Origin of the sequence: Nitrosococcus halophilus Nc 4, assembly GCF_000024725.1 — a bacterium.
GTDB classification, from domain to species: domain Bacteria; phylum Pseudomonadota; class Gammaproteobacteria; order Nitrosococcales; family Nitrosococcaceae; genus Nitrosococcus; species Nitrosococcus halophilus.
This window is the reverse complement of the sequence record NC_013960.1, coordinates 1,051,620-1,075,753: the sequence shown is the minus strand read 5'-3', so window position 1 is coordinate 1,075,753 and position 24,134 is coordinate 1,051,620. Positions and strand designations below refer to the sequence as shown.

The 24,134-nt window shown below is 49.5% G+C and carries 22 protein-coding genes and 1 tRNA gene; 8 read left to right on the top strand and 15 right to left on the bottom strand.

What is annotated here, in order from left to right; genetic code table 11:
- Positions 1-16 precede the first annotated feature (16 nt).
- Complete coding sequence (gene haoB, locus NHAL_RS05345) at positions 17-1,066, bottom strand: hydroxylamine oxidation protein HaoB (RefSeq protein WP_238985447.1); 1,050 nt, start codon at positions 1,064-1,066, stop codon at positions 17-19.
- A 12-nt stretch (positions 1,067-1,078) separates the two neighbouring features.
- Positions 1,079-2,821 (bottom strand): multiheme c-type cytochrome, encoded by a 1,743-nt coding sequence (locus NHAL_RS05340; protein WP_013032149.1) that lies wholly within the window; start codon positions 2,819-2,821, stop codon positions 1,079-1,081.
- 548 nt (positions 2,822-3,369) lie between these two features.
- Between NHAL_RS05340 and pdxR the strand changes: the two genes are divergently transcribed.
- Both pdxR and NHAL_RS05330 read left to right on the top strand, forming a co-directional pair.
- A complete protein-coding gene (gene pdxR, locus NHAL_RS05335; RefSeq protein ID WP_013032148.1) occupies positions 3,370-4,935 on the top strand; it encodes a MocR-like pyridoxine biosynthesis transcription factor PdxR in 1,566 nt (521 codons plus the stop codon).
- 51 nt (positions 4,936-4,986) lie between these two features.
- Positions 4,987-5,583, top strand: coding sequence for a cytochrome P460 family protein (locus NHAL_RS05330; RefSeq protein ID WP_013032147.1), 597 nt, complete (start codon positions 4,987-4,989; stop codon positions 5,581-5,583).
- A 112-nt stretch (positions 5,584-5,695) separates the two neighbouring features.
- Here NHAL_RS05330 and NHAL_RS05325 read toward each other — a convergent pair whose 3' ends face one another.
- The 12 genes from NHAL_RS05325 to pcnB all read right to left on the bottom strand — a co-directional run bounded on the left by NHAL_RS05325 (position 5,696) and on the right by pcnB (position 15,820).
- The gene (locus NHAL_RS05325; RefSeq protein WP_013032146.1) at positions 5,696-6,658 is read right to left on the bottom strand and encodes a multicopper oxidase domain-containing protein; all 963 of its coding nucleotides are present in this window, start codon (positions 6,656-6,658) and stop codon (positions 5,696-5,698) included.
- Between the two features lie 46 nt (positions 6,659-6,704).
- Positions 6,705-7,082 (bottom strand): c-type cytochrome, encoded by a 378-nt coding sequence (locus tag NHAL_RS05320; protein WP_013032145.1) that lies wholly within the window; start codon positions 7,080-7,082, stop codon positions 6,705-6,707.
- The gene (locus tag NHAL_RS05315; protein WP_013032144.1) at positions 7,079-7,810 is read right to left on the bottom strand and encodes a c-type cytochrome; all 732 of its coding nucleotides are present in this window, start codon (positions 7,808-7,810) and stop codon (positions 7,079-7,081) included. Before NHAL_RS05315 ends, NHAL_RS05320 begins: the two co-directional genes overlap by 4 nt.
- Before the next feature lie 5 nt (positions 7,811-7,815).
- On the bottom strand, positions 7,816-8,910 hold the full coding sequence (locus tag NHAL_RS05310; protein ID WP_013032143.1) for a multicopper oxidase domain-containing protein: 1,095 nt from the start codon (positions 8,908-8,910) through the stop codon (positions 7,816-7,818).
- A gap of 357 nt (positions 8,911-9,267) precedes the next feature.
- Entirely contained in the window at positions 9,268-9,780 is a 513-nt protein-coding gene (locus tag NHAL_RS05305; protein ID WP_013032142.1) for a multicopper oxidase domain-containing protein, read from the bottom strand.
- A gap of 525 nt (positions 9,781-10,305) precedes the next feature.
- Positions 10,306-11,448, bottom strand: a complete 1,143-nt coding sequence (locus tag NHAL_RS05295; protein ID WP_013032140.1) for an RNA-guided endonuclease InsQ/TnpB family protein — start codon at positions 11,446-11,448, stop codon at positions 10,306-10,308.
- A 148-nt stretch (positions 11,449-11,596) separates the two neighbouring features.
- Positions 11,597-11,884, bottom strand: a complete 288-nt coding sequence (locus tag NHAL_RS05290) for an acylphosphatase (protein ID WP_013032139.1) — start codon at positions 11,882-11,884, stop codon at positions 11,597-11,599.
- A 96-nt stretch (positions 11,885-11,980) separates the two neighbouring features.
- Entirely contained in the window at positions 11,981-12,361 is a 381-nt protein-coding gene (panD, locus tag NHAL_RS05285) for an aspartate 1-decarboxylase (protein WP_013032138.1), read from the bottom strand.
- A gap of 66 nt (positions 12,362-12,427) precedes the next feature.
- Positions 12,428-13,279 (bottom strand): pantoate--beta-alanine ligase, encoded by an 852-nt coding sequence (panC, locus tag NHAL_RS05280; protein WP_013032137.1) that lies wholly within the window; start codon positions 13,277-13,279, stop codon positions 12,428-12,430.
- Positions 13,279-14,073: a 3-methyl-2-oxobutanoate hydroxymethyltransferase gene (panB, locus tag NHAL_RS05275; protein WP_013032136.1), complete on the bottom strand. Its 795-nt coding sequence runs from the start codon at positions 14,071-14,073 to the stop codon at positions 13,279-13,281. Before panB ends, panC begins: the two co-directional genes overlap by 1 nt.
- Entirely contained in the window at positions 14,070-14,546 is a 477-nt protein-coding gene (folK, locus tag NHAL_RS05270) for a 2-amino-4-hydroxy-6-hydroxymethyldihydropteridine diphosphokinase (RefSeq protein WP_013032135.1), read from the bottom strand. Before folK ends, panB begins: the two co-directional genes overlap by 4 nt.
- Positions 14,547-14,551: 5 nt before the next feature.
- Positions 14,552-15,820, bottom strand: a complete 1,269-nt coding sequence (pcnB, locus tag NHAL_RS05265; protein WP_238985498.1) for a polynucleotide adenylyltransferase PcnB — start codon at positions 15,818-15,820, stop codon at positions 14,552-14,554.
- A 263-nt stretch (positions 15,821-16,083) separates the two neighbouring features.
- Between pcnB and NHAL_RS05260 the strand changes: the two genes are divergently transcribed.
- The 5 genes from NHAL_RS05260 (at position 16,084) to NHAL_RS05240 (ending at position 20,967) form a co-directional block, all read left to right on the top strand.
- Positions 16,084-16,158, top strand: a tRNA-Glu gene (locus NHAL_RS05260).
- 247 nt (positions 16,159-16,405) lie between these two features.
- Positions 16,406-16,999, top strand: coding sequence for a c-type cytochrome (locus NHAL_RS05255; RefSeq protein ID WP_013032133.1), 594 nt, complete (start codon positions 16,406-16,408; stop codon positions 16,997-16,999).
- Between the two features lie 266 nt (positions 17,000-17,265).
- Positions 17,266-17,664 carry a TraR/DksA family transcriptional regulator gene (locus tag NHAL_RS05250; protein WP_013032132.1) on the top strand — a complete coding sequence of 133 codons (399 nt, stop codon included), beginning with the start codon at positions 17,266-17,268 and terminating at the stop codon, positions 17,662-17,664.
- 70 nt (positions 17,665-17,734) lie between these two features.
- Entirely contained in the window at positions 17,735-18,742 is a 1,008-nt protein-coding gene (locus NHAL_RS05245) for a ribonuclease Z (protein WP_013032131.1), read from the top strand.
- A 305-nt stretch (positions 18,743-19,047) separates the two neighbouring features.
- On the top strand, positions 19,048-20,967 hold the full coding sequence (locus NHAL_RS05240; RefSeq protein WP_013032130.1) for an acyl-CoA dehydrogenase family protein: 1,920 nt from the start codon (positions 19,048-19,050) through the stop codon (positions 20,965-20,967).
- 71 nt (positions 20,968-21,038) lie between these two features.
- On the opposite strand, the gene ptsP is transcribed toward NHAL_RS05240, so the two are convergent.
- On the bottom strand, positions 21,039-23,387 hold the full coding sequence (ptsP, locus tag NHAL_RS05235) for a phosphoenolpyruvate--protein phosphotransferase (protein WP_013032129.1): 2,349 nt from the start codon (positions 23,385-23,387) through the stop codon (positions 21,039-21,041).
- 233 nt (positions 23,388-23,620) lie between these two features.
- Between ptsP and NHAL_RS05230 the strand changes: the two genes are divergently transcribed.
- Positions 23,621-24,130, top strand: coding sequence for an ATP-dependent zinc protease family protein (locus NHAL_RS05230; RefSeq protein ID WP_013032128.1), 510 nt, complete (start codon positions 23,621-23,623; stop codon positions 24,128-24,130).
- Positions 24,131-24,134: the final 4 nt, after the last annotated feature.

Sequence of the window (24,134 nt, the reverse complement as noted above, 5' to 3'; positions counted from 1 at the left end):
AAAGGAAAACCCAAAATTAACCAGCGTCATTAGCAGGAGCAGGCGGTAAAGAATAGACCCAGTAACCTCCATACTGAGCAACCAATTTGAGCTTTTCAAGTTCTGTTGGTTGTGAAGTGCTAAAGGGCAACATTTTGGCTATTAAAGTATCTTTATAAGCACTATCGGTCAGAAAATAAGCGCGAACCGTATCTTCCCCCTGGCGCTGAACCAGGTAGGTCTCATAGCCATTCTCTTCCATCCATTGCTTGACACGAGGAATTAAGGCATGTGTCTGCTTGCTGCCGGGAAAATCATTATAACCAATACCAAAGCGCTCGGGCGCCATGCCCCCCAATTTATAGGCATCGGCCCAGTGGACGACAACATAGGCTTCACGGCCCCCGGCCAATTCTCTCAGTATTGACGCACCCGTAGCTTCGTCAGCCAACAGCGCTTCCGCAATACGCTTTTGGCGGACTTTTGCCTCGCTTGAGTCAGTGACCTGCCAAAACTCGTGCTCTAAATTTTCAATCGCCTTCTGTTGCTTGGCCCAGGGGCCAGGTATTAGCAGGGGTTGAGCCAGATTTTCATCAAATAAGGTATTCACCCCCTCGAGCAATTCAAGCTGACGGGAAGTATCCCACCAACCCAGTACCACCGCTTCAGATGGCACATGCTCAGCAATTGCCCGAGCCAATTTAGTCAAATCTTTAATGTCGCCGCTAACCGTTAACACGGGTTCAATAAGATTATTTTTCCACTCCAGCAATACGGGAGCATGGTCCCCCTTAGACCCTGTGTAAAACTCTACCAAGGGATCTTTTTGTACTTCTTCTGCAAGTAGTTCGTACTTACGGATAGTCATCCCCTCATAGGCCTCAAGGCCCAAATCAGGGAATTTTTCTACCCCACCTTCTGCCACCTTTTTGTATTGATACGGCGCTTCCCCATCGCCGGCTGAATGGAGAATCGCCCATCCCAACCAACCTAAGAGGAGAAGCCCCCCTGCTATCAGGATTACCCCGATAAACAGGGGAGCTCTGCTTACTCCTTTTGAAGAAGGTGGCATGGTTTTTTCAGCCACAGACACTGAGGACTAACCTTCCGACTGTTGCTTACGACGCCAAGCCACCAAACCCACGCCAGCAAGCACCATACCGCCGCCAAGGCCACCCACAACAGCGCGCTCTACCTGATTATCCAGGTCTAATATGCCAGCAGCTTTTATATCGCCTTCCATCATAGCGACTTTGGTTTTCAGCTTGGCAAACTCCCTGAGCTGGGTATTAGCATCCTGGATATTGGTGTAACGCTCCAGCAACGGACCCCAGCCTTCGGTGTAAGTCCAAAATCCAGGGTTTGCGTGAGCAAGCGCTTTATAATGCTTGAGCAAATCCTGCTCCCACATTTTTGCGTACTGCAGCTCAACCGCGGTGGGGTTATTGTCTTTTGCAATGAAGAGCTGGAAGAACTCACCGGGGGCATCATGCTCCGGCTTCGGTGGAGCGGGACGGTTAGTTTTCTGACCCGGCAACAACCCATCTTCATATAAACCTTCTATGATGTGCTTCGCCTCGATCTGCTTTTTAAGGCCAGAAATAATCCCATTATCTATGAATTCTAGATAAGCCTCGGCAAAGGTGGGCGAGTGGCAATTGTTACAGGTTTCTACCCACGCGTCCTTACGGTCCTCATACCACTCATGCTCAAGGTTGTTGGCGATTTTTTCCTGAGGGTTGAAGGCCCACCGTACCTTGCGCACCACATTATGGCCAAACCGGCCTTTGTACTCGAAGTGGCAAAAAGCACAGGTTGGTGCAGTTTGTCCATTTCTTCCGATCGCATCCCGAAGCGGCATTTCCCAATCCCACTCATCTCCTAACATCAGGTAAATGGCACCATGTTTAGAGAACAAGTAGTTTTCGTACTCATTGTGATCAGCCCCATTATGGCAATAACCACAAGCATCTGGCTTGCGGGCTTCTACCGTCGAGAACTGATGGCGAGTATGGCAGGTGTCGCAGCGGTTTTGGTTGATATGACACATGGTGCAACCTTCTGCCACTTCCCGATCTTCCATTGCCGCCCAGGTGGCAAGCTCTACGTTAGCTTGGTAATCAAGGGCATGGGAGGGACGTCCCGGGGGCCAAACCGGATCGATTTTATTACCCTTCACATCTGTGGTTGGCCAGGTAAGCGTATCACGCTCCGATTCCCGCTCGGCAAACTCTTTCAGATGGCAGGCACCACAAGTGGCCGCATCAGGGATGCGAAGATCTTCTTTATGATGGCCTTTTTCAGCACCAATGCCAACGTGGCAATCGATACAAGCCACCTCTTTGAGTTCTTCGTCTTCCCCAAGTTTGCCCAAGGAACGGAGATTATCCTCGACCTCTTTTATAAGCCTTTTCTTGTAGTAGCGGGAATCGTCTTTTGGTAGGTTACGGATCTCATCTAAATTTGCATGGACACTTTTTTTCCAGGCATGAACCCAACCCCGAGTTTCATCTTCATGGCATTCTACACACTCTTCGCGGGTAGCGACCTTGGCCGGTGAACTCGGCGGCTTGTAGTAGGTGTAAGGGTCCATATATTGACTGAACGGGATAGGCTCCCAGTATTCAGCATATTTCCCTTCCCCATGCCCTTGCGCTGGATCATAATAACGCTCTGTTACTGCTTCATATAGCTCTTTAGGCGAAGCTTCATACTTATCCACTCCCAGAGCTTCGTAAAGCTCATTGGGGATTTCAGCATTTGCACTGCCCACGAATAACAAACTTACGCTGGCTACCGTGGCAGTGGCTCGCAAAAGCCTTCCAATTATACTGTCACTCATAATTGACCTCTAATTGCACTGTCACTCACATTGACCTCCTTCGCACCCGGGGTCCTAAAGCATAAATGCTATGTTTTTTGTGGTTATAGGGTTTACTGGTCTCAATGGAAAGTACCGCCTAGTAAAAAAACAAGAAGACCATTAGGACCAGTTCAATACTAAAACATGGCACCAATCATTGTTCCTAATTGATACCAGCATAGCTGCACATGAAGTAACTAAGTGATTGACAAAACTATAAAATATTGGTTTTTTAAATTGCTTACAAAAGCACAATCAAGGACCATAATTTGCGGTCAACAAGGCCTCAGTACTACACCTGCAACTGGCGTGAGTATAACAACAAAACAGCTCATTGCAATAAAGCCGTGGAGAGAGGTATTGGATTGAGCTACCCAAATTTACTGTGGCCCTAAATATAAGTATATGTACCACCAAAATGGTACCAATAGAATCGCCCCTATTGGTCCTATGTTAATTTCAATAAATTAAATTATAATAGGTCCAGTCAATCATAATGTTTTAGACAAGCACCAAAGTTAAGGCCTATGCAACTACCGCTGAAGCTAGAGCGCCGGAGCAAGCAAACTTTACAAAGCCAACTTTTTGAACAAATTCGTGGCTTGATCCTGAGCGGTAAATTGAAACCGGGCACCCCCATGCCTGCCACCCGCTCCTTAAGCGAACAGTTGGGGGTCTCCCGCAATACGGTGCTCTTAGCCTATGACCGCCTCATTGCTGAGGACTACCTTCAGACCCAGGAAGCAGTAGGCACCTATGTCAATTCCCACTTACCCATGGATTCCTTGGTCCTCAAAGCACCAACCCAACCGCTGGTGCTTCCTGAAAAACCTCAGGCAAGACGGCATCCAGTACTGTTTCGAGGCCGGGCCCAAAAAGTGGCCAATTCTCAACAAAATCGCCTTGCCTTGGATTTTCGGGTGGGACGCCTGGATCCTCATTCTTTTCCGGTCAAAACCTGGCGACGCTTAATTTTACGCCATTTGAATGCAGGCGGGGCTAACCTGACAGAGTATCGAGACCCTGCTGGCATTTTGGCACTGCGAGAGGCCATCGCCAATCACTTAGGACCCGCCCGTGGGATAGTTGTTACCCCGGAGCAAGTTATTGTCGTAAGTGGTAGCCAACAGGCGCTGAACATCGTGGCCCGTTTATTGGTGGGTCAAGGAACACGAGTGGTCACAGAATGCCCATGTTACCAGGGGGCCGCTTATGTATTCGAAAGTTATGGCGCCCAGCTCCATCCTGTACCGGTGGATAAATATGGATTGCAAGTTTCAAAACTTCCCCCCACACCGGTGAGTTTGGCTTATGTCACCCCTTCTCATCAATACCCCATGGGCTCAACCCTATCCCTAAAACGCAGAGTCCAATTACTGGACTGGGCCGGACAAGTGGGAGCGTACTTGATTGAGGATGATTATGACAGCGATTTCCGGCATAATGGGTCCCCCTTGACGGCTCTAGCGGGGTTGGACCCTTATGGCTGCGTGATTTACATGGGAACAGTGTCGAAATCGATTGGTGCCGGGCTTCGCCTGGGCTATGTAGTGGTCCCTGGAGAGCTAGTGGAACCTGCAAAAACAGTCAAGGCTTTGCTGGATAGCGGCAACCCTTGGCTTGATCAGGCCGTCCTGGCTGATCTTATCTCCAGCGGTAGCTACGCTAAGCATCTGCGACAAATCCGACGCATGTACCTTCGCCGCCGTGACTGCCTAATAGCCGCCTTAAAGTCACATTTTGGGGAGGTTACTCTGTCCGGCTTAGAGGGAGGAATGCATATTGTCTGGCACCTACCTCCGGATTTTCCTACAGCCGCCGAAGTACAGGCGATTGCCCAGGAAGTGGGCGTTGGGATTTACACTTTAGAAAGCGGAGGCGCCTACGATTACGGCCATAAGGAATACAGTGAGCGTACGCTAATCCTGGGTTATTCCTCCCTTCCTGAGCTTCAAATTCGCGAGGGAATTGCAAGGGTGGCAACAGCACTAGCAAACACTCTGGGCCATTCAAAACAACGCTACACAGACAACCCTAATGCTGGTCAAGGCAAGGGCCACCCTTCGCCAAAACCTAAAGTGCTTTCAAACTAATTGCAACTCTATCAACAAAGAAAATCTATAAATTTTCGTAAGAGGTATCCTATGAAGCAGTCCGATTCCAAACGTCATAAAACCCAATATCTTCGGAAAGTTGCCAGCTTTGCCTTTGTAGGTTATGTCGCTCTCAATACCTTAGCCTACGCGGCAGATTCATCTCCTGCTCTCTTTAATGTCAACAACGAACTTCTCCAACCCAAGGACTACAGAGAGTGGGTCTATGTGGGCACGCCAGTCACCCCCAATGACATGAATGATGGGAAGGCTATCGTACCTGAATTTCATAACATCTATATCAATCCGGAAGGATTTGCCCACTGGAAGAAAACCGGCGAATTTCCAGATGGGACCATGGTGGTGAAAGAGCTTCTCAGCGTGGGTGCCAAAAAGGCGCTGACAGGCAACGGTTACTTCATGGGTGAATTCACTGGTTTGGAAGCAGCAGTCAAAGACTCAAAACGGTTTCCTGACGAGCCAGGTAATTGGGCCTATTTCATGTTTGGGATGGAATATCCCTTAGCTCGTAAAGCTGCACCCAAACCCACTGCTGAGTGCAATTCATGCCATGAAGCTAATGCCAAGGACGATTGGGTTTTCACTCAATATTATCCTGTCCTTCAGGCTGCAAAACCTAAGGAATAGGAACAGCAAGGAAATACTTTGACATCTTCATGGGGGTAGAAACCAAAGCGTAACTACCCACGAAATAAAAGTATTAAATAATAAAAAAGGGGCGCTTAGCGCCCCTTTTTTCCTACCGCAAGAGGATCTTATCCCCTTTTCCCAGTGTCGGATCAACTCCAGGAGCGTTCATCAACAAAGTAATGGCGCCACGCATAGCAGCACTCATGGTGTGATCAACAATGGCATTATTCGTTGGCCGGTCAGCTGGAGAAACAATATCTAGCATATCCCCTGTTGCCACTGCGATATTATGGGTTTGCACTCCATAGAGCACATTCTTCGGATTACCATTGACATAGACCCGGTCCCAAATACCCGCGATGGGGTGTAGGGCCACCGGCATGTTAATATTGGCATTTACAAAGTAAATTCGGACCCGTTCACCTGGCTCGGATTGTAATGTCAAGGTAGCGTTCTCATCATGCACTGGATCGTAGTGAAAGATCTTGCCGTTGATAAGGGAAGCTGTCCAATCACGGTTTTCAATCATCGCATCCTTGTCACCAGCATCAGGAAAATATTGGGACTGCACTAACACGTACTCTCGATCCGGCTTGGGGAAATCATTGCTGTAGCCTTCCTTAGGATCTACAATGATAACGCCGAACATACCGCGGGCTATATGCTGGGCCATAGTAGCGGCCCCGCAATGATAGATAAAGACACCTGGATATTTAGCCTTAAAGGTAAAATGCTTGCTGTGCCCTGGCCTTACGTCTTCAAGCTCATTGAGAACGTCCACCACAGCAGCATGGAAGTCTAAAGAGTGGCTTTGCTGATTGCTTTCCGGATTAACGAGTTCAAAATCAACCACATCCCCTTCTGTAACCCGGACTACGGGGCCAGGGATAGTCCCATTATAAGTCCAAGCCGAATATTGGGTACCCTTATTATCAATGACAACCTCTGTCTCCTTAACTTCAAACTTGACTTTGACCTCCTTGGCAAATGCAACCTGTGCCACAAAAACAAAATTTGCAACGGCGAATAATACAGCTGCGGTTTTATTAGTTAATTTAAATTTATTGTGCATACTTTATCTCTCTTCTTCTTGGATTCAAGCCCATGGGCCACAGGGGCTAGGATGCTTTTCCGTACTCGCACCCACACAAAGCGCGGAGATATTTCACGAGATCCCAAATTTCTTCATCAGTAAAAGTATCTTCCCACGGTGGCATCAGCACTGATTTGTCCACTGCCTGTCCACCTTCTTTAATCGCCGTGAATAACTCCTCATCAGAACGGGCCGACATTTCTTCCGGATCAGTGTGATCCCGTGGTTGGGTTGACATATCTCGAACATTAATTCCCTTGCCATCGCCATTCATGCCATGGCACTGCCCACAATAGGCTTGATAATTCTTTTCAGTCTGGCTTTGCTCGGCGTTGGCTTGTGCTCCATACAGACAAGAGGCTAGCAATACCCCTACTAGAGAAATTCGATGCTTTGCGATCATTTCGAAGCCTCCTTAAAACCTTGCTCTTTCAAAGCATGCAGATAATGCACCAGCTTTTGAAGATCACTTTCTTTAAGGTGCTTGTCAGGCATCAATGTCTTTGGATTCCACGCTTGTGGATCTCGCATGAAGCTAAGGAGATAATCATCCTGCAAACGGTCAGCGGCAGTGTAAACTTCCGGTCCAGACAAACCACCATAGCCTGGCTCGATCTGATGGCAAGCTAGGCAGCCCCGGAATTTATCAAATAGGAGCTCTCCCATCATGAGTGGGATTTTTCCTGGCTTATATTCACCTTGGTTAATCAACAGACTCTTTGCTTTAAAGCCCATGAGGCTTTCAGCGACGGCTTTGGCCTCTTCCTTAGAAAGTTCGGGGTGGGGAGAAAAACTGGTTGCATCAATTTCATCCCCCTCCTCGCCCAACTTCACATGATCGGGATAAAATACGCCGGCTGGGCGAAGACGTTGTGGTGATTGAAGCCATTCCGTAATCCATTCAGCCCGGTATTTGTTACCGGCATAAAAGAGATCCGGCCCCTTACGTCCCCTCAGTTCCCCTAATGTTGCCGGCTCGGGCCCAGTTAAATTATGGCAACTACTGCAGCGCTCCTTCAGAATCTTTTCCCCCAAAGACGCAGCTTCAACCTGTGAGATCTTGGCAGCGCCAATTAACAGCAGGACGACAAACAATTTGAATAGCTTCATCATCGCATCTCCCATGTGCATACTTATTACCTCCTCCTGTGCCGGCGCTCGCGCAATAGCGATTTACCTCTAAAACCTTCATGGTTATGCATGCCATAAGGCTTTTGCATGGACTCGCCGTAGAAAAAGTTTGGGTCATATTGTTTGTCTTGCCAGACATACCAATCATCTGCTGGAATTCCTTCGTATTCGATAATGGTCATAGGGCCGCCGGGGAACTTCCCGTTATTAGTGGTGTGGTGATCAATATGATCATGAAAGATGAACCGCCCTGGATTATCCATTTCTATAATGGCGTCGTAGCGTTCGCCCGGACCTAGCAGAAGAGTGTCCACATAATAGGGATAAGGTAAAGGCGTGCCATCTTTGTGTGTAACTAACAAGTCATGGCCATGGATATGCATTGAATGCAGCTCACTGCCGGCACCGATAAAACGGACCCGCACGACATCACCCTTTTTGACTCGCAACGGCTGCGTTAGGGGATAGGATCGACCATTAATAGAAAAGAAGTTGGGTCGATCGAGAGGACCACCGCCTTCTCCGAATTTATCCGCATGCTTATTTTCCCAAGCACTTAGCATCATGATCATTTCTTTGGTCACTTGTTTTTCTAGTTCAGCCGGCTCTTTAGGGTCTACCACAATGGGGCCCCACATACCGCGAATTCCCACGTGTTCATTGACATTAACGTGGCAGTGATACCAAAGCGTGCCGGTCTTTTCTGCTTTCCAGCGATAGGTAAAAGTTTCCCCCGCCTCGATAGCATTCTGGGTTACCTCCGGCACACCATCATTACGCCAATTATTTATTTGATAGATGCCGTGCCAATGAATGGTATGTTTGAGAGAGGTGTTATTCATTACATGAACAATGACGTCATCCCCCTCCTTGACATGGATAAGCGGCCCTGGAACTTGACCGTTAAAAGCAAATACCTGATAGTCCAGGCTAGGCGCTACCTTCATACTCACCTCATCAATGGTGATCTCAAACTCTCGCTCTTCCGCCCAAAGTTGGTGAACAGGCAAGAACGCCCCTAACAGGATTAATGCAACCGTGTCTCGAAATTGACGTCTGGGTTGTCGAGCATTCTTCTGCCATACTTCAAGAAAACTCATGCAATCCTTCCTCCTTTATTCATTAAGGATCAGCCGAGCAACGGCCCCAATACTGAGGTAAAGCACCTCCGGGCTGACATTCCGCTCAGACCATTTACCCTTAAAAAATTTATTTAAAATACATCTTTTTGGTTATACCAATTTATTCTTTTGTTATTACCCCCGAGACTAAATATCTTTATGCTCGGCTAGGGTATCTACTCCCATTAATAAGGCTTGCAGGGACATCCTTGTCACCTGTCTTTGTGCCTCTGACTTACTTCAAAAATACCTCAAACTTCCTGTCTAAGCGTTAAGTACTTTTTGCTATTATCAAAAATTTGAGCCATAGAATAAGTTGCCTTTTCCTCCAAAATATCATGCGCCTTCCTGTGCCATAGGGCTTTCGTGTTCCATGGCCCCTTTAGAACCCACCGCCACGCCTTGCACTCCGTCGTGCTCGTTGACATTGATATGATAGTGGTACCAAAAGGTACCCGTTTTCTCTGCTTTCCAGCGATAGGTAAAACTCTCACCTGCTTCGACAGCCTTTTGTATAGACAAGAGTCTTTTTTTCATTTCAGACATACCATCGTTGTGCCAGCTATCCATTTGATAGACACCATGCCAACGAATGGTATGTTTAAAAGGCGTATTGTTCTTTACATGAACAACGAGATCATCGCCTTCATCAACATGGATAAGTGGTCCCTGAATCTGCTCCTCGGAAGAAAACGTACCCATTTCGCCAATGGGAAAATCAAACTCCCAATCTTTCGCTAGAATTTGTTGGGGAGACAGGAGTACCCCTAAAAAAAATAAGGCAAACCAAGCCAAAAAGCGGTATTTAGGCTGGGGGGTATTACTTTGCCAAGTGTTGAAAAATTTCATCTGATTATCTCCTCTTTTGCTTACGTCACAATCACCTAAATCGTGCCCGCCTCACAATGGCCCATAGAAAACCGAGGCAAAAAATTTATCGATCTGAAATCCCATTGTGGTGACTTATCCTTTATAAAATATATTTTATTTACATCTTTATAGATAAATAAAAAGATGTATTTAATATGTATGTTTATTGATAAATATGTATATCAAATACATCTTTAAGATATTTATATCTTCCCTTAAAAGAAATGTCAAGAAAATTTATTTTCTTGCGACAGCTTAATGCCTTGCAAAGGGATTCGTGGAGATTGGGGCAAGAGCAAGTTGCCAACAGACTAGCTTCAGAATTCCACGTGCTGGAAGCCGCCCACTTAATTGCTATTAATTATGGTCTCAGGACCAGGGTGCTAGCGAACCAGCTCCCTGCGGAAGCGATGATGAAGATCACTGGGTACTGACTTCTCCCCGCCCTGTCGGGCGAGGGTTGTTGGATCACTCCAAGAACTTTCCTCGTTCAACACGCCTTCCCTAGGCGACAACGCCTGTTGTCGCCCCCGTTCCAGTCGCTCCAGAGGCTAACCCCGCCAGCCCGGCGGTTTTGATATTGATCGCCGCTGCGATGTCGCGGTCATGGACACTCCCGCACGAGGGACAGCGCCATTCACGCACCTCCAGCGGCAGCGTTTCGTTGATATGTCCGCACCCTGGGGTGGGGCAACGCTTGGAGTTGGGAAACCCGCGGTCGATCTCGACTACGGTTCGCCCTACCCCCTGCGCCTTGTACTTCAGTTGACGGACAAACTCTCCCCAATTGGCATCGGCTATGGGCTTGGCAAGCCGGGGGTGTTTGATCATGTTCTTCACCGCCAGAGATTCAACGCACACGACTTGGTTTTCGTTGATCAGTGTGCGGGTCGCCTTGTGGGTGGCGTCCCTACGGCAGTCAGCTATTTTGGTGTGCACACGGGCCACCTTCAGCCGCAGTTTGTTGCGGTTACGGGAACCTTTGCGCTTCTTCGCCAGCTTACGCTGCAGATAGGCCAGCTTCGCTTCGTACTGCTTGATGTACTTGGGATTGCCGGATTTGAATCCGTCGCTAGTGACGAACAAGTCTTTCAGACCCAGATCGATGCCGACCGTCTTGTTGACCACCGGCATCGGTTCGGACTCGAATTCACACAGCATGGACACAAAATAGCGTCCCGCTGCGTCCTTAGAAATCGTGATAGCGGAGGGCTCTGACGGCAGACCGTCCTTGAAGCTCCAGTGGATATTCAGCGGTTCGCTCGACTTGGCAATGAACAGTTGGCCGTCCTTGAACCGGAACGCGGCTTTGGTCAGTCGGATTGACTGGCCCCGATGCTTGGATTTGAAACGCGGATACCCCGCTCGCTTCTCCCAGAAGTGCTTGAAAGCCTGCTGCTGATCGCGCAGCAACTGCTGGAAAATAACGCTGGAAACCTCATTCAGCCAAGAAAAGTCCTGCTTGAGTTGGACAAGCCTTTTTTCCAGCGCCCAATGGGGAATGACTTCGCCGTTCTGATAGAACGCATCGGTACGATGCTTGAGTGTGTTGTTCCAAACAAAACGCGCACAGCCGAACGAACGAGCCAGCAGTTCGGCTTGTTCAGCTGTGGGATAGAATCGTTCCTGGTACGCCCTCTTCGTCATATTTGTATTTTACAAAGATCAGCGCATTCTGTAAAGCCGCTTCGCGGCTTGCGCTTATATCACCCCCCGATTGGGCGATGCTTTACGCGCTATTGGGTAAAATGAGACAGTCAGCAAAGATGGATAACCGTTATGGTATGCTAGCTGCCTAGCGCACCTCAAACGTTTGAATCTCAGAAACCGCTACCGTTTCGCATTGGATATCAACCACCTCTGCTAAGGCCGGTCCCTGCCACAGCCATTGCTTAAGCGCTTCAACTGCTTCAGCTTCTCCCTGCAAAAGAGCCTCAACTCTACCATCAGGAAGATTACGCACCCATCCCCGCACCCCTAACTCCATTGCTCTTTCCCGGGTAGAAGCACGAAACCATACTCCTTGAACCCGACCATCAATGAGGCATCGAACGCAAGCCACCATCACGGCCCCCTGCTGCATCTCTCATGACCCTAAATAGATACGAGCGCATAAAAACGATAATTTTCTATCCAGGGCAGAAGCTTCAAGAAGAGTGTCAGAACCAAAAATAACGGCTCAAGCTGCTTGAACTGGAATAGTATTCCGAGTATGAGTGATACGATTTTGATCGTCCAGGTAAACTAAGAGTGGTTTAAATGAACTCATTTCAGAGCGATCAAGCATCGTATAGGCACAGATAATAAGCCGATCGCCGGGACAAGCCTTATGGGCCGCAGCGCCGTTTACTGAAATAATACCGGAATCGCCCTCAGCCCGGATTGCATAAGTGACAAAGCGTTCCCCATTATTCAGATTATAGATATGAATCTGTTCATACTCGTGAATACCCGAGGTCTCTAGCAAAGCGCTATCAATAGCACAAGAGCCCTCGTACTCTAACTCGGCATGGGTCACGCAAGCGCGATGTAACTTGGACTTGAGTAGAGTCAAGTACATGAATTAACAATCCTTCTAACGATAAAAAGCCCAATATATCTTCTATAATTATACGTCTTAGCCAATTCACTTCAACCGAACAGGCACGTTATCGATAAGACGAGCCTTTCCTAGGTAGGCAGCAGCAAGAATAACCAGGCTTTCTTCACTCCCTATTGGCTCAGCGAGATCCTCTGCCCTTCGGATACAAAAATAATCAGGGCGAAACCCCTCACTCGCCAATGTTTGGCAGCCTTCTTCCTCTAAAGTTGAAAAATCGCACCGTCCCCCCTTCACTGCTTCCGCAGTGTTACCGAGGGCGCCAAAGAGGGCGGGGGCCCTTGCCCGCTCCTCCTCCGTAAGATAGTTATTACGGGAGCTTAATGCTAAACCATCTTTATCCCGCACCGTAGCCACGCCCTCAATATCTACAGGCATAGCAAGATCGGCAACCATGCGCCGGATAATAAGCAGTTGCTGATAATCTTTTTCTCCAAATACCGCCACATGAGGCTGTACAATATTAAATAATGCGGTCACCACAGTAGTCACCCCCCGGAAATGTCCTAACCGGGAAGCGCCTTCCAAAATATCTGAAAGTCCGGGTACCTCGACCCGTGTGACGTTTTCCAACTGCTGCGGATAAATATCTTCCAGCAAAGGGGCAAAGAGCACCGCAACTCCATGCTCGGCTAACCATTGCTGATCTTTTTCAAAGGTCCGGGGATAACGAGCATAATCGTCCTGATCATTGAATTGGAGAGGGTTAACGAAGATGCTGACAACGACCCGATCCGCCAATTGAGCGGCCCGTGCAACCAGAGCCAAATGGCCTGCGTGAAGATTACCCATGGTAGGCACCAAGGCTACCCGCTCCCGGGAAGTCCGCCAGCATTCTACAGCACTGCGCACTGCGGCAATAGTTCGTAAGGTTTGCATTAGTAACTCAGCTCAAGAGTAGGGAACTGGCCCTTTTTTACCGCACTGACATAGGCCTGAATCGCATTTGGAATGCTATCTGCCCCATCAAGAAAATTCCGGCTAAAGCTTGGGGGCTTACCAGGGCTAATGCCCAACAGGTCATAAAGTACCAATACTTGGCCATCGCAGTCAGGGCCAGCACCACAACTAATGACGGGAATCTCTAATGCCTGGGTGATTTCGTTGCCAAGGCGAGCTGGGACGCATTCCAAAATCAACATATCTGCCCCCGCCTGCTGCAAAATCACAGCATCTTCGTGAATCTGTTGTGCCGAACTCTCTTCCCGGCCCTGTACGCGATAACCCCCAATCCGGTGCACCGATTGGGGCAACAGTCCTAGGTGAGCGCAGACGGGAATACCCCGTGTAGTGAGTTGCTCCACAGTCTTGCGCAGCAGGCTTCCTCCTTCGAGTTTTACCATTTGCGCCCCCCCTTCGCGCATCAGTCGGGCAGCGTTATCAACCGCCTGAGTGGGAGTGGCATAGCTCATAAAAGGCATATCTGCCAGAACAAAAGCACGGTGGCTTCCTCGCACGACGTTCCGGCAATGATAAACCATGTCATCCATAGTGACCGGTAATGTACTCTCTTGTCCCTGGACGACCATGCCTAAGGAATCACCTACGAGCAATGCCTCCACTCCGGCAGTTTCCAGCAAGGCAGCAAAGCTGGCATCATAGGCCGTCAGCATGGCGATCTTCTCGCCCTGCTGTTTCATTTTCCGTAATTTAGTTAAAGTCAAGCGGCTCATAACCGTTGTAAGCCCTGAGGGGAACAGCACTGGGCAAGATCAACCACCCTTCCTCGCCCAGGGACCACCACCTGGGGGGCGACTTCTGCTAAGGGATAGAGCACAAAGGCCCGCTCATGCAATTGGGAATGGGGTATGGTCAACTTCTCCGTCGCAATCTCTAAGTCACCGTACAAGAGCAAATCGAGATCCAAAGTGCGCTCACCCCAGTGGCGCTTGCGGACTCGATGATGGCTCTGCTCAATAGCTTGCAGCTTAGCTAGCAAGTCAAAAGGTCCCAGCCCCGTGTCCAGGACCGCAACTGCATTAATATAATCCGGTTGATCTTGAGGCCCCATCGGAGCGCTTCGGTAGAGCTTAGAATGGGCTACACGGCGGGTTTGGGGCAGAGCAGCGAGCTCAGCCAGGGCTTGACAAACTTGCTCCTGAGGCTGGTTAAGATTGCTTCCTAACCCAATATAAGCTCGAACCATGATCCTTAAGCCTCCGTTGGGGTCGCAGACTTACCCACACGCTTCCTCGGCTTCCGGCGATGGCGGGACTTTGTCACAATCTTAACATAGCGTAAACGTTCCTTTTCTCCCATCTCCTGAATTTTAGTCCACCATTGACAAAGCTCTTCCAGCTCTTCACCCGACTGGGCCCGCAACAAGAGGAAATCATAGGCAGCTCGAAAGCGTGGGTGTTGCAGTAGGCGCAAGGGTCGCTTACCCCGGCGATAAGCAAAGCGGGGCTGCAAATACCAGATCTCACGCATGGGCAACGAAAACCGCCGGGGCAAGGCCACATGGACGGCCTGATTGGCTAACACGACTTCTGCAGCTTTGCGCATCGCTTGAGCTCCCGGAATGCCTTCTTGCTGGTAGCGTTCGGTAAGCTTTCGAGTAGGTTCCCATAGTAAAGCCGCAAATAAAAATGCGGGTGTCACCGGCTTACCCTCTTCAATTCGAGTATCCGTGTTGCTCAGGGCCTGAACCAAGAAAGTTCGAGGAAAACCTTTTTCCTCTTCGGCTAAACAAGCCTCAGTTTGTGGAAATAACCATTGGAACAGATGAAAATGGCGAAGTAACTCGAAAGTCTGTACCGCACACCCCCCAAGAAACAGTTTCAACACTTCTTCAAATAACCTTGCCGAAGGTATCTCTTGCAGAGAAGGGGCAAGATCCCAAATGGGCTTCTCGCTCTCAGGATGGAAAGTAAACCCCAACTTGGCGGCAAATCGAACTGCACGTAACATCCGCACCGGATCTTCCCGGTAACGGGTCACCGGATCGCCGATCAAGCGCAATCGGCCGGCTTTAAGATCTTCCATACCCCCCGTGTAATCCACCACGGAGAAATCCCTGATATTGTAATATAAAGCGTTAACCGAGAAATCCCGCCGCCAGGCATCCTGTTCCAGGGTTCCGTAAACATTATCGCTCACGATACGCCCATTCTCGCTCAACCCTTTCCCTGGAGGGCCGCGAAAAGTAGCCACCTCAATAATATCCCGTCCAAAGCGAACATGGGCTAAGCGAAACCGGCGTCCAACCAACCGGCAACTGCGGAATAGATCTCGAATTTGCTCTGGCCTAGCATCTGTGGTTACGTCGAAATCCTTGGGCTCATGGCCAAGTAACAGATCACGCACGCAACCTCCAACCAAATAGGCGCTAAAACCCGCTTTTTTCAAACGATATAACACATTGAGAGCAGGCTCGCTGATATTGGCGCGCGAGATTACATGCTCAGAGCGAGGAATAATTATAGGCGAATCAATAGCTATAGCTCGTTTATTATTTTCAAGTTAAAAGTTAAAATAAATTAGTCTCTCCTAGACACCTGGTAGGGGAAAGGGCATTTAATCCCCTCTTTTCCACCTTCCCAAATATCTTCCCCCACCCTACACTATCAGCACACTTTGAAATATAGGTATTTTATGCATAGGTGCCTGCCCACCTGAATTCAACATCTGCTTGAGCAGCCTGCGAGGATATGTATAATATCAGTTTTTTATTCCTGGCACTTGCTCCCATCGTCTAGCGGTTAGGACGCCGCCCTCTCAAGGCGGTAACAGGGGTTCGATTCCCCTTGGGAGCGCCATTTTTCTCAAACCCTTGATCTCCTCTTAAAGCCCTACCCCAGAATTGACCGTCAAGCCGTATTTGCCTTACCATCAGTAAGATAGGCATCAATTAAATGTAGATGCCCAAATATTCCATTCTATGAGGCTGGTGGGTATATCCACTCTCTCGTACATGAATTAATTTTACTTGATTCCAAATTAGGGATAAGCTCACTCAAGTTACTTTTTTGCTCATTGTAGCTTTGTAATTAGGAGATCCTAATTGTGCTGAAACCAAAACACCTCTTGCTAATCTCAACGGTGATTGCCTCTTCTACTGCCCTCCCCCTTTTTGCAGAACAGCAACATCAACATGATGCCCACAGGAATCTCCTCGGAAACCTCCCCGCCGATAAAGTCGAGGAAATCCGTGCTCTGGAAAATCCTTTACCTAAATCGCCCGATGCCATAGCAAAGGGCAAGAAAATTTATGAAGGTAAAGGCGGGTGCGCCAATTGCCATGGGCAAACAGGCGCTGGAGATGGACCCCTGGCTGCCGACCTAGATCCTCCTCCGCGCAACTTCCAAGCACATCCTACCTGGTTACATCATAGCGAAGGAGAAGTTTTCTGGGTCATCAAACACGGCATCCCGGGATCAACTATGCCCTCCTTCAACGGTATTCTGACTGATAAGGAGATTTGGGCATTATTACGCTTTTTACCCACCCTCACTGCCACCTCGGAAAAAGGCATGAAGGCAGAAGATCAGCACCAACATGAGCATGATCATGGACATTCCGAGCCTAATACTTCGGAACAAGATCATGAACATAACACACATAAAGAGCATGGGCATCAGCCAGAGCACGGACACTAAGATTTAGATAGCTACACTAAAGGGTCGGAATTTGTCCCTTTGGCACAAGCGCGGAAACCTCGGACTGCTGTCCGAGGAGGAAGCGCCCAAGGTAAGGGTATATTTATGGACTGCCTTAGGGCTTACCCCAACCCTTTTGCAATTTTGTAGGAAGCTTATTGACACTTACTCATAACTACACTTTACTGTTTAATAGATATAAGGGTTAGTAGCGATTAGAAGCGATATAATTATTTGATAGAGCTAGTTTTTTTACGGGAGCAACCATGGCACAGAGCCTTTCAAATAAACAACGCAGTGAATTTAAGCAAAAGCTACAACAGCGGTTTGATGAATTGCGGGAACAGGTACGGCAGGAACTTCGGGAAAGTGATAATGAACACTACATTGAACTTGCCGGAAAAGTGCATGATCCAGAAGAGGCCTCTCTGGCTGATCTCCTCGTAGATATCGACCTTGCCATAATTGATCTTCACATTGAGGAAATTCGGGATATTGAGCATGCGCTGATGCGCTTTCCCATGGGCAGTTATGGCACCTGTACCGATTGCGGCGCCGACATAGATTATCAGCGCCTTCAAGCTAATCCAGCAGCAAAACGATGCCTTGATTGTCAAGCCAGACACGAGCGAACCCACGCGGAAAAAGCTTACCCAACCCTCTAACCACTGCTTATTCTAGCCTTCTTCTTTCCTTTCTTGACCGGGGCTGCAACAGACCTAGCGTCAATAGGTAATGAAACCTCTACTACAACCCTTGGTCGTCAATGATCCCTTTGATGATCCCGTCCTCTACCTGGACTTTCTCTTTGAGAAACGGGCCCTGTTGTTTGACCTAGGAGATATCCGGGCCCTTCCTGCACGAAAGATTCTCCGCATTAGTGATATCTTCGTTTCCCACACCCATATGGACCACTTTGCAGATTTTGACTGGTTATTACGGTTGGTTCTGGGGAGAGAGAAGCGGTTGCGGCTATTCGGACCTCCTGGTTTTATCGACCATCTAAAACATAAACTGGGGGCCTACAGCTGGAACCTAGTCCATAACTATGAGAATAACCTAGACCTTATCGTCACCGAGCTACACTCTGAGGAAAGCGGTCGGCAGTCAATTTTTCGCTGCCACCGGGCCTTTGCCCAAGAGCACCAAGAAGATCCCCATCTTCCCGCGGGCATCCTGGTGGACGAACCTAACTTTAGGGTACGCACCAAGATCCTAGACCATGGCATTCCCTGCTTAGGCTTTGCAGTCGAAGAGAGCCAGCATATCAACATATGGAAGAATCGTCTGCAAGAGATGGGGCTACCTGTAGGCCCCTGGCTGCGGGATTTAAAGCAGGCTATCTTAACCGGACAGCCTAATGAAACCCCCATAAGGATTTGGAAGCAGAAAAATAAAGAAGAGCACCCAAAATTCCTGCCTCTTGGCCTGTTGAAACAACGAGTTTTACATATTACGCCCGGGCAAAAAATCAGTTATATCGTTGACATAGGCTATTCGGAGAGCAACCTCAAAAAGGTGGTGGAATTGATTCATGACTCTCATTTCCTATTCATCGAGACCACTTTTCTCCACCAAGATGCAGAGATGGCGGCAGAAAAATATCACCTTACTGCCCGACAGGCTGGCTGGATTGCCCGGGAGGCGAGAGTCAAACAACTCATCCCCATCAACTTCTCACCCCGCTATTCTGACCAGCGACAAGAGCTGATAGCAGAAGCCCAAGAGGCATTTGCAGGCTGATATCGCTGCGGCTCAAAGCAGGCCTAGATATCTCCAAGCTTATAGGTAAATTTCGGCTATTGCGTTATGGGGAAAACCTCTTGCCACTGCTGAAGTCTGAATTAAGACAGAGATCGTGTACCCCTAAGTATCTCAGCAAAAGTTTTGAAGTATTCCTGGAGCGAGCCGGTGGCGTGGAGCCAGGGGACAGTGAAGTCCCCACCAACCCTTTTTTCAGGGAGGAAAAACGGGTTTGCGGAACACCACCGGCTCGCTCCTAAAACACCTCATATTTTATTCATAGGTACTTATCCAGGAGAAGAGCAATGGCCAAAGATTCACTGGGACGCCTAAAGGGCCTTTCCAAGGCCGATCGCCAACAAATCGAAGCAACCCAGGAAATGCTAGGGCCTGAGCCTGAAACCATGGGATTCGTGAAAAACCTCTTTTGGGGTCATTTCCGGGAGGAGCTGGTTTTTCCATTCCCCCAAGTCAACCCAGAAGAAACCACCCGTTGCGATCAGCTCCTGGCCGAGCTGGACCAGTACCTGGAAAACGAGCACCCCGCTATCGCCATTGATCAGGAGCAAAAAATCCCCGAGTGGGTAGTCAAGCGTCTGTTCAGCATGGGAATCATGGGGATGATTGTCCCCAAGGAATATGGAGGGGGGGGCTTTGGGATTACCAGCTATAACCGGGTGCTCTCCCGGATTGGGCGGCGTTGCGGTTCAACCGCGGTCATGGTCTCCGCCCACCAATCCATTGGTTGCGGCGCCATTATCTTATTTGGAACAGAAGCGCAAAAAAAACGCTTCCTTCCCTCCATGGCCAAGGACTATCTCAGCGCCTTTTGCCTTTCCGAGCCTAATGTGGGCTCCGATGCGGGTGGCCAAGAAACCCGCTGCGAGCTTTCTGAGGATGGCCGGTTTTATATTCTCAATGGCGAGAAAAAATGGGCCTCCTCCGCTGCCTTATCGGGTCTCTTTACTGTCCTGGCCAAACAAAAGATCCAGGACCCACAGAGCGGAAAAGAAAAAGACCATGTCACCGCCCTTATCTGCACCCCGGATATGGAAGGCATCGATATCTACTCCCGCAACCGCAGCAAATGCGGCATTCGGGGAACTTGGCAGGCCAGAATCCGCTTCCGCGATGTAAAGGTTCCCAAAGAAAACCTCCTCCACCAGGAAGGAAAAGGGCTCAAAGTTGCCCTTACCTGCCTGGACTATGGTCGCTGCACGCTTGCGGCCGGAATGGTGGGATCAGCCACCATGGCTTACGAGCAGGCGGTAAAGTGGGCTCAATACCGCTATCAGTTTGGCTGCCCTCTGGCGGAATTTGAGCAGATCCAAGCCAAAATCGCTGCCATGGCGGCCTATTGTTATGCCATGGAGGCCATGCTCTACATGACGACCGGCATGTTAGATCGCCATGATGAGGACATCATGCTAGAGACGGGAATTTGCAAGGTCTTTTGCTCGGAAATGGGTTACCGGGTCATCGATGAAGCCCTCCAAATCATGGGAGGCGAAAGCTATATGACCGAGAATGAAATTGAACGCCTGTGGCGAGACAGCCGGATCAACCTCATTGTCGAGGGAGCCAACGAGGTGATGCTAAGTTTTATCTTTGGCTATGGTTCGAAACAACTTGGCGAATCCCTCTTAAAAATTGCAGAAAACCCTCTGAAGCATTTGGGCCAGGCGCTGCAGTTAAGCGCCGAGCTTTTCCTGGGAGTAAAAAAACCAAGACCTAGGATCACCCGCCTTCACCCCTCCCTAGCGCCACTGAAAAAGAAGCTGGAAAACTATACCCAGCAGCTCTCCCATCAAATCAAACGCATGTTCCACCAACACCGGGAAAAGCTTATCACCCGGCAACTGCTCCAGGGGCGGCTAAGTTGGATTGCCATCTGGCTCTACGCCATGAGTTGCAGCCTGTCTCATCTGGAGCGAAATCTTCGATTAGGAATGAAAAGCGAGCACATCGGTCTTCAAAGGGCAATGGTTGAACATTTCTTTGATTTGGCCAGCCGAGCCATTGAACAAAATTTCCAGGCCTTAGAAAAGAATGCAGATGGAACCCTCCATGCCGCAGCTCAAGCTGCTTTGCGCCAAGTCGATCAGCTCCCAAACGCCAACTATGTGATCCCAGAAAAAACCCCAATCAAAGAAGCACGGGGAAGCGGCCGTCAGCCCGATCAATCCCCTATCCAGCAATTCGGCTCAGGCTGGCTCACCCTATAGGCGAAAAAATTGAACACAGCCGAAAAAAAGACCTTATATTTGTATAGTGAACTAAGGATACCCGGATAGCCTTATTTTCCTACCCGGATGAGTCCCCCCAGCCCAGCAGCATCAAGGGCCTGGCATAACATCTGGTAAATGGGTTCTGGTTTTTCTTCCTGCAATGCACGGTTCAGCAATTCTTTAGCGTGCTGCTGGCTAAAGTTTCTGATGACCCATTTGACTCGAGGTAAATCACCCGCAGTAACGCTGAGATTATCTACCCCCATACCCAGCAGCAGTATGGTTGCCGTAGGCTCACCCGCCATTTCGCCACAGACGCTGACCGGCTTGTGCTGTCGGCGCCCTGCTTCAACTATCTTGAGGATGGCTGCTAAAACCGCGGGATGGAGAGAGTTATACAATCCCGCGACCCGTTCATTGCTGCGATCCACCGCCATCAAATATTGAGCCAAGTCATTAGTCCCCACAGAGAGGAAATCCACCCGCCGTGCCAAGGCTTCCACCTGATAGACCGCCGCAGGAACCTCAATCATAGCCCCCATACACGGCCAAGCGACCTCAATGCCTTCATTCTCCAGTTCTTCATAAGCTTGCCGCACTAGGCGCGTAGCCTCCTCCACCTCAGAGACACTACTAATCATAGGCAACAACAGACTCAGGTTATTTAACCCTTCAGCGGCGCGGAGGGCTGCTCGCACTTGAGTTAAAAAGATTTCGGGGTGATCCAACACAACCCGGATTCCCCGCCACCCGAGAAATGGGTTGGCTTCCCGGATCGAAAAATAGGGCAAGAATTTATCCCCTCCCACATCGAGGACTCGCAAGACTACCGGAGAAGGGGCAAAAGCTTGGAGAAGTTGCCGGTACATGGCATATTGTTCTTCTTCAGTAGGGAACCGGTCTCTCACCATAAATGGCAACTCAGTCCGGTAGAGTCCCACCCCTTCGGCACCAGCAGCAAGAGAAGGCTCCGTATCTGCCAGTAGACCGATATTGGCATATAAATGAACTTGAAAACCGTCTGGTGTTTTGGCGGGCAATTCTCGCAAACACTTAAGATCTTCCGTGAACTGGCGTTCTTCCCGGGCAAGGCGGGCAAATTCCCGACGTACTGGAGCACTTGGTTCCAGATATACCCGGCCTTGGTATCCGTCCAGTATCAGCTCTCGCTGGTCAAGTTGACCGAGATTTCCCGTGCTGATACCCATGATGGCGGGGATACCCATGGCGTGGGCTAGAATTGCCACATGGGAGAAACCCGATCCATGGGCTGAGAGTACTCCCACGAGGCGCTTAATGGGCACTTCGGCAAGATCCATGGCGGTTAAGTTTTCACCTACCAAGATGGTATCTTCCGGGTATTCCAGATTGACAGGCGCTGCATTCTGCAAATAGGCCAAAATACGCCGGCCGATCTCCCGCAGGTCATTGGCCCGCTCCCGCAAGTAAGGATCTTCCATGGTCTCAAGACGTTTAGCTTGCTCTTTGATGACAGCACTTAAGGCGCTTGGCGCCCATTCACCGGCACGGATGCGTTCTACTGTGGCCTCCACTAGGCTGTGGCTTCCCGCAAGCATGGCATAGGCTTTAAACAAAGCCCGGTATTCATTCGCCAATGACCGCTCCAGATGATTTCCTAAAGACTGCATCTCCCGAGAAACATGGGCTACGGCTAATCGAAAGACCCTCTCTTCTTCCCCGGCATCAACTGCCTGGCGTTCCGGCACCGTATCTAGATCGGCTGCAGAATAAATGACCACCCCTTTGCCTAGGGCCACACCTGGAGCCCCGGCGATACCCGTAAGGTATCGCTCAGAGGCATCCCCATTCCGGCCGCCTTTTGGCTTTTGCAAAACGCCACTAGCCCTAGCATGGGCGATGACGCCACCTAGTTGGGCAGCGAGAGTAAATAAAAAAGACACATCAGCTTCAGTGAATTGGCGCGCCGCTTGCTGTTGCACTACCAACACCCCCAACAACTCCCGTTGGTGGAGCACGGGTACGCCTAAAAAGGCCCGGAAGGGTTCTTCACCTGAACCAGGAATAAACTTAAAACGAGGGTGGGCAGCGGCGTTTTCCAGATTCACGGGTTCAGCTCGCTCCGCAACCAACCCCACCAATCCTTCCCTGGAAATAAGCCGCACCAGTCCCACTGCTTCGGGGTGCAACCCTTGGGTGGCCATGAGAACATGACTACCATCACTCTCTGTAAGGTACACAGAGCACACGTCTACCGCCATCACCTTACGGGTTTGCACCACGATGACCTGCAACACCTCTTCAAGGCTGGCGGCAAGGCTCACTTCCCGCACAATATGGCTGAGAGAGTCGAGAGTACGAGAACTAGGAGACCCGGTAGTCAAACCCGATAGCCCAGTGGCGGTCCCTGTCGTATCTTTACCAAGGTCTGGGTTCATTGCTCCCTCAGTAACATGTTTAGAATAACGCCTAATACTAATGATACTAATAAGTGTAATCGAATTTATGGCTACACCGAATGGATTGGAATAAATTTAAAGAGACACAAAAACAGTCTTTTCCCCTCTGGGTTGTGGGTGCATTTGCAGGTAGGTTTTATATATTCTTAAAGTTTTTAGGTTTTTCTTGCAGCCAGAAAGTTGTCTAGGTCTTTTAATATTCAGGAAAGCTGATGAGCATAAAACAAGAACCAGACAGAGAAGATCTTGTACTCGGATGGCGGGAGTGGGTGAGGCTACCAGAACTAGGAGTCCCTGGCATAAAAGCAAAGATTGATACGGGTGCGCGTACTTCGGCTTTACACGCCTTTTGGCTAGAGCCCTTCCAAGAAGGCCGCCAAACTAAAGTCCGCTTTGGACTGCATCCCCTGCAGGGCCGAGTCGATGTGGAACTCATCTGTGTCGCTGAAATCGTTGACGAACGGGTGGTGGCAGATTCTGGAGGACACCGGGAAAAGCGCTACGTTATCCAAACGCCCGTTCAAATCGGAGATCAACAATGGCCCATTGAAATCACGCTGACCAATCGTGATACCATGCAGTTCCGCATGCTGTTGGGACGCACTGCATTGGTGGCAGGAAGGGCAAAAATAGCCCCAGGCGCTTCCTATCTCGCAGGTCCTTCCCTGGCCCACCAATATCCCCCAAAACCCCATCGCCATAAAAAACCCAAAGATAACTAATGGA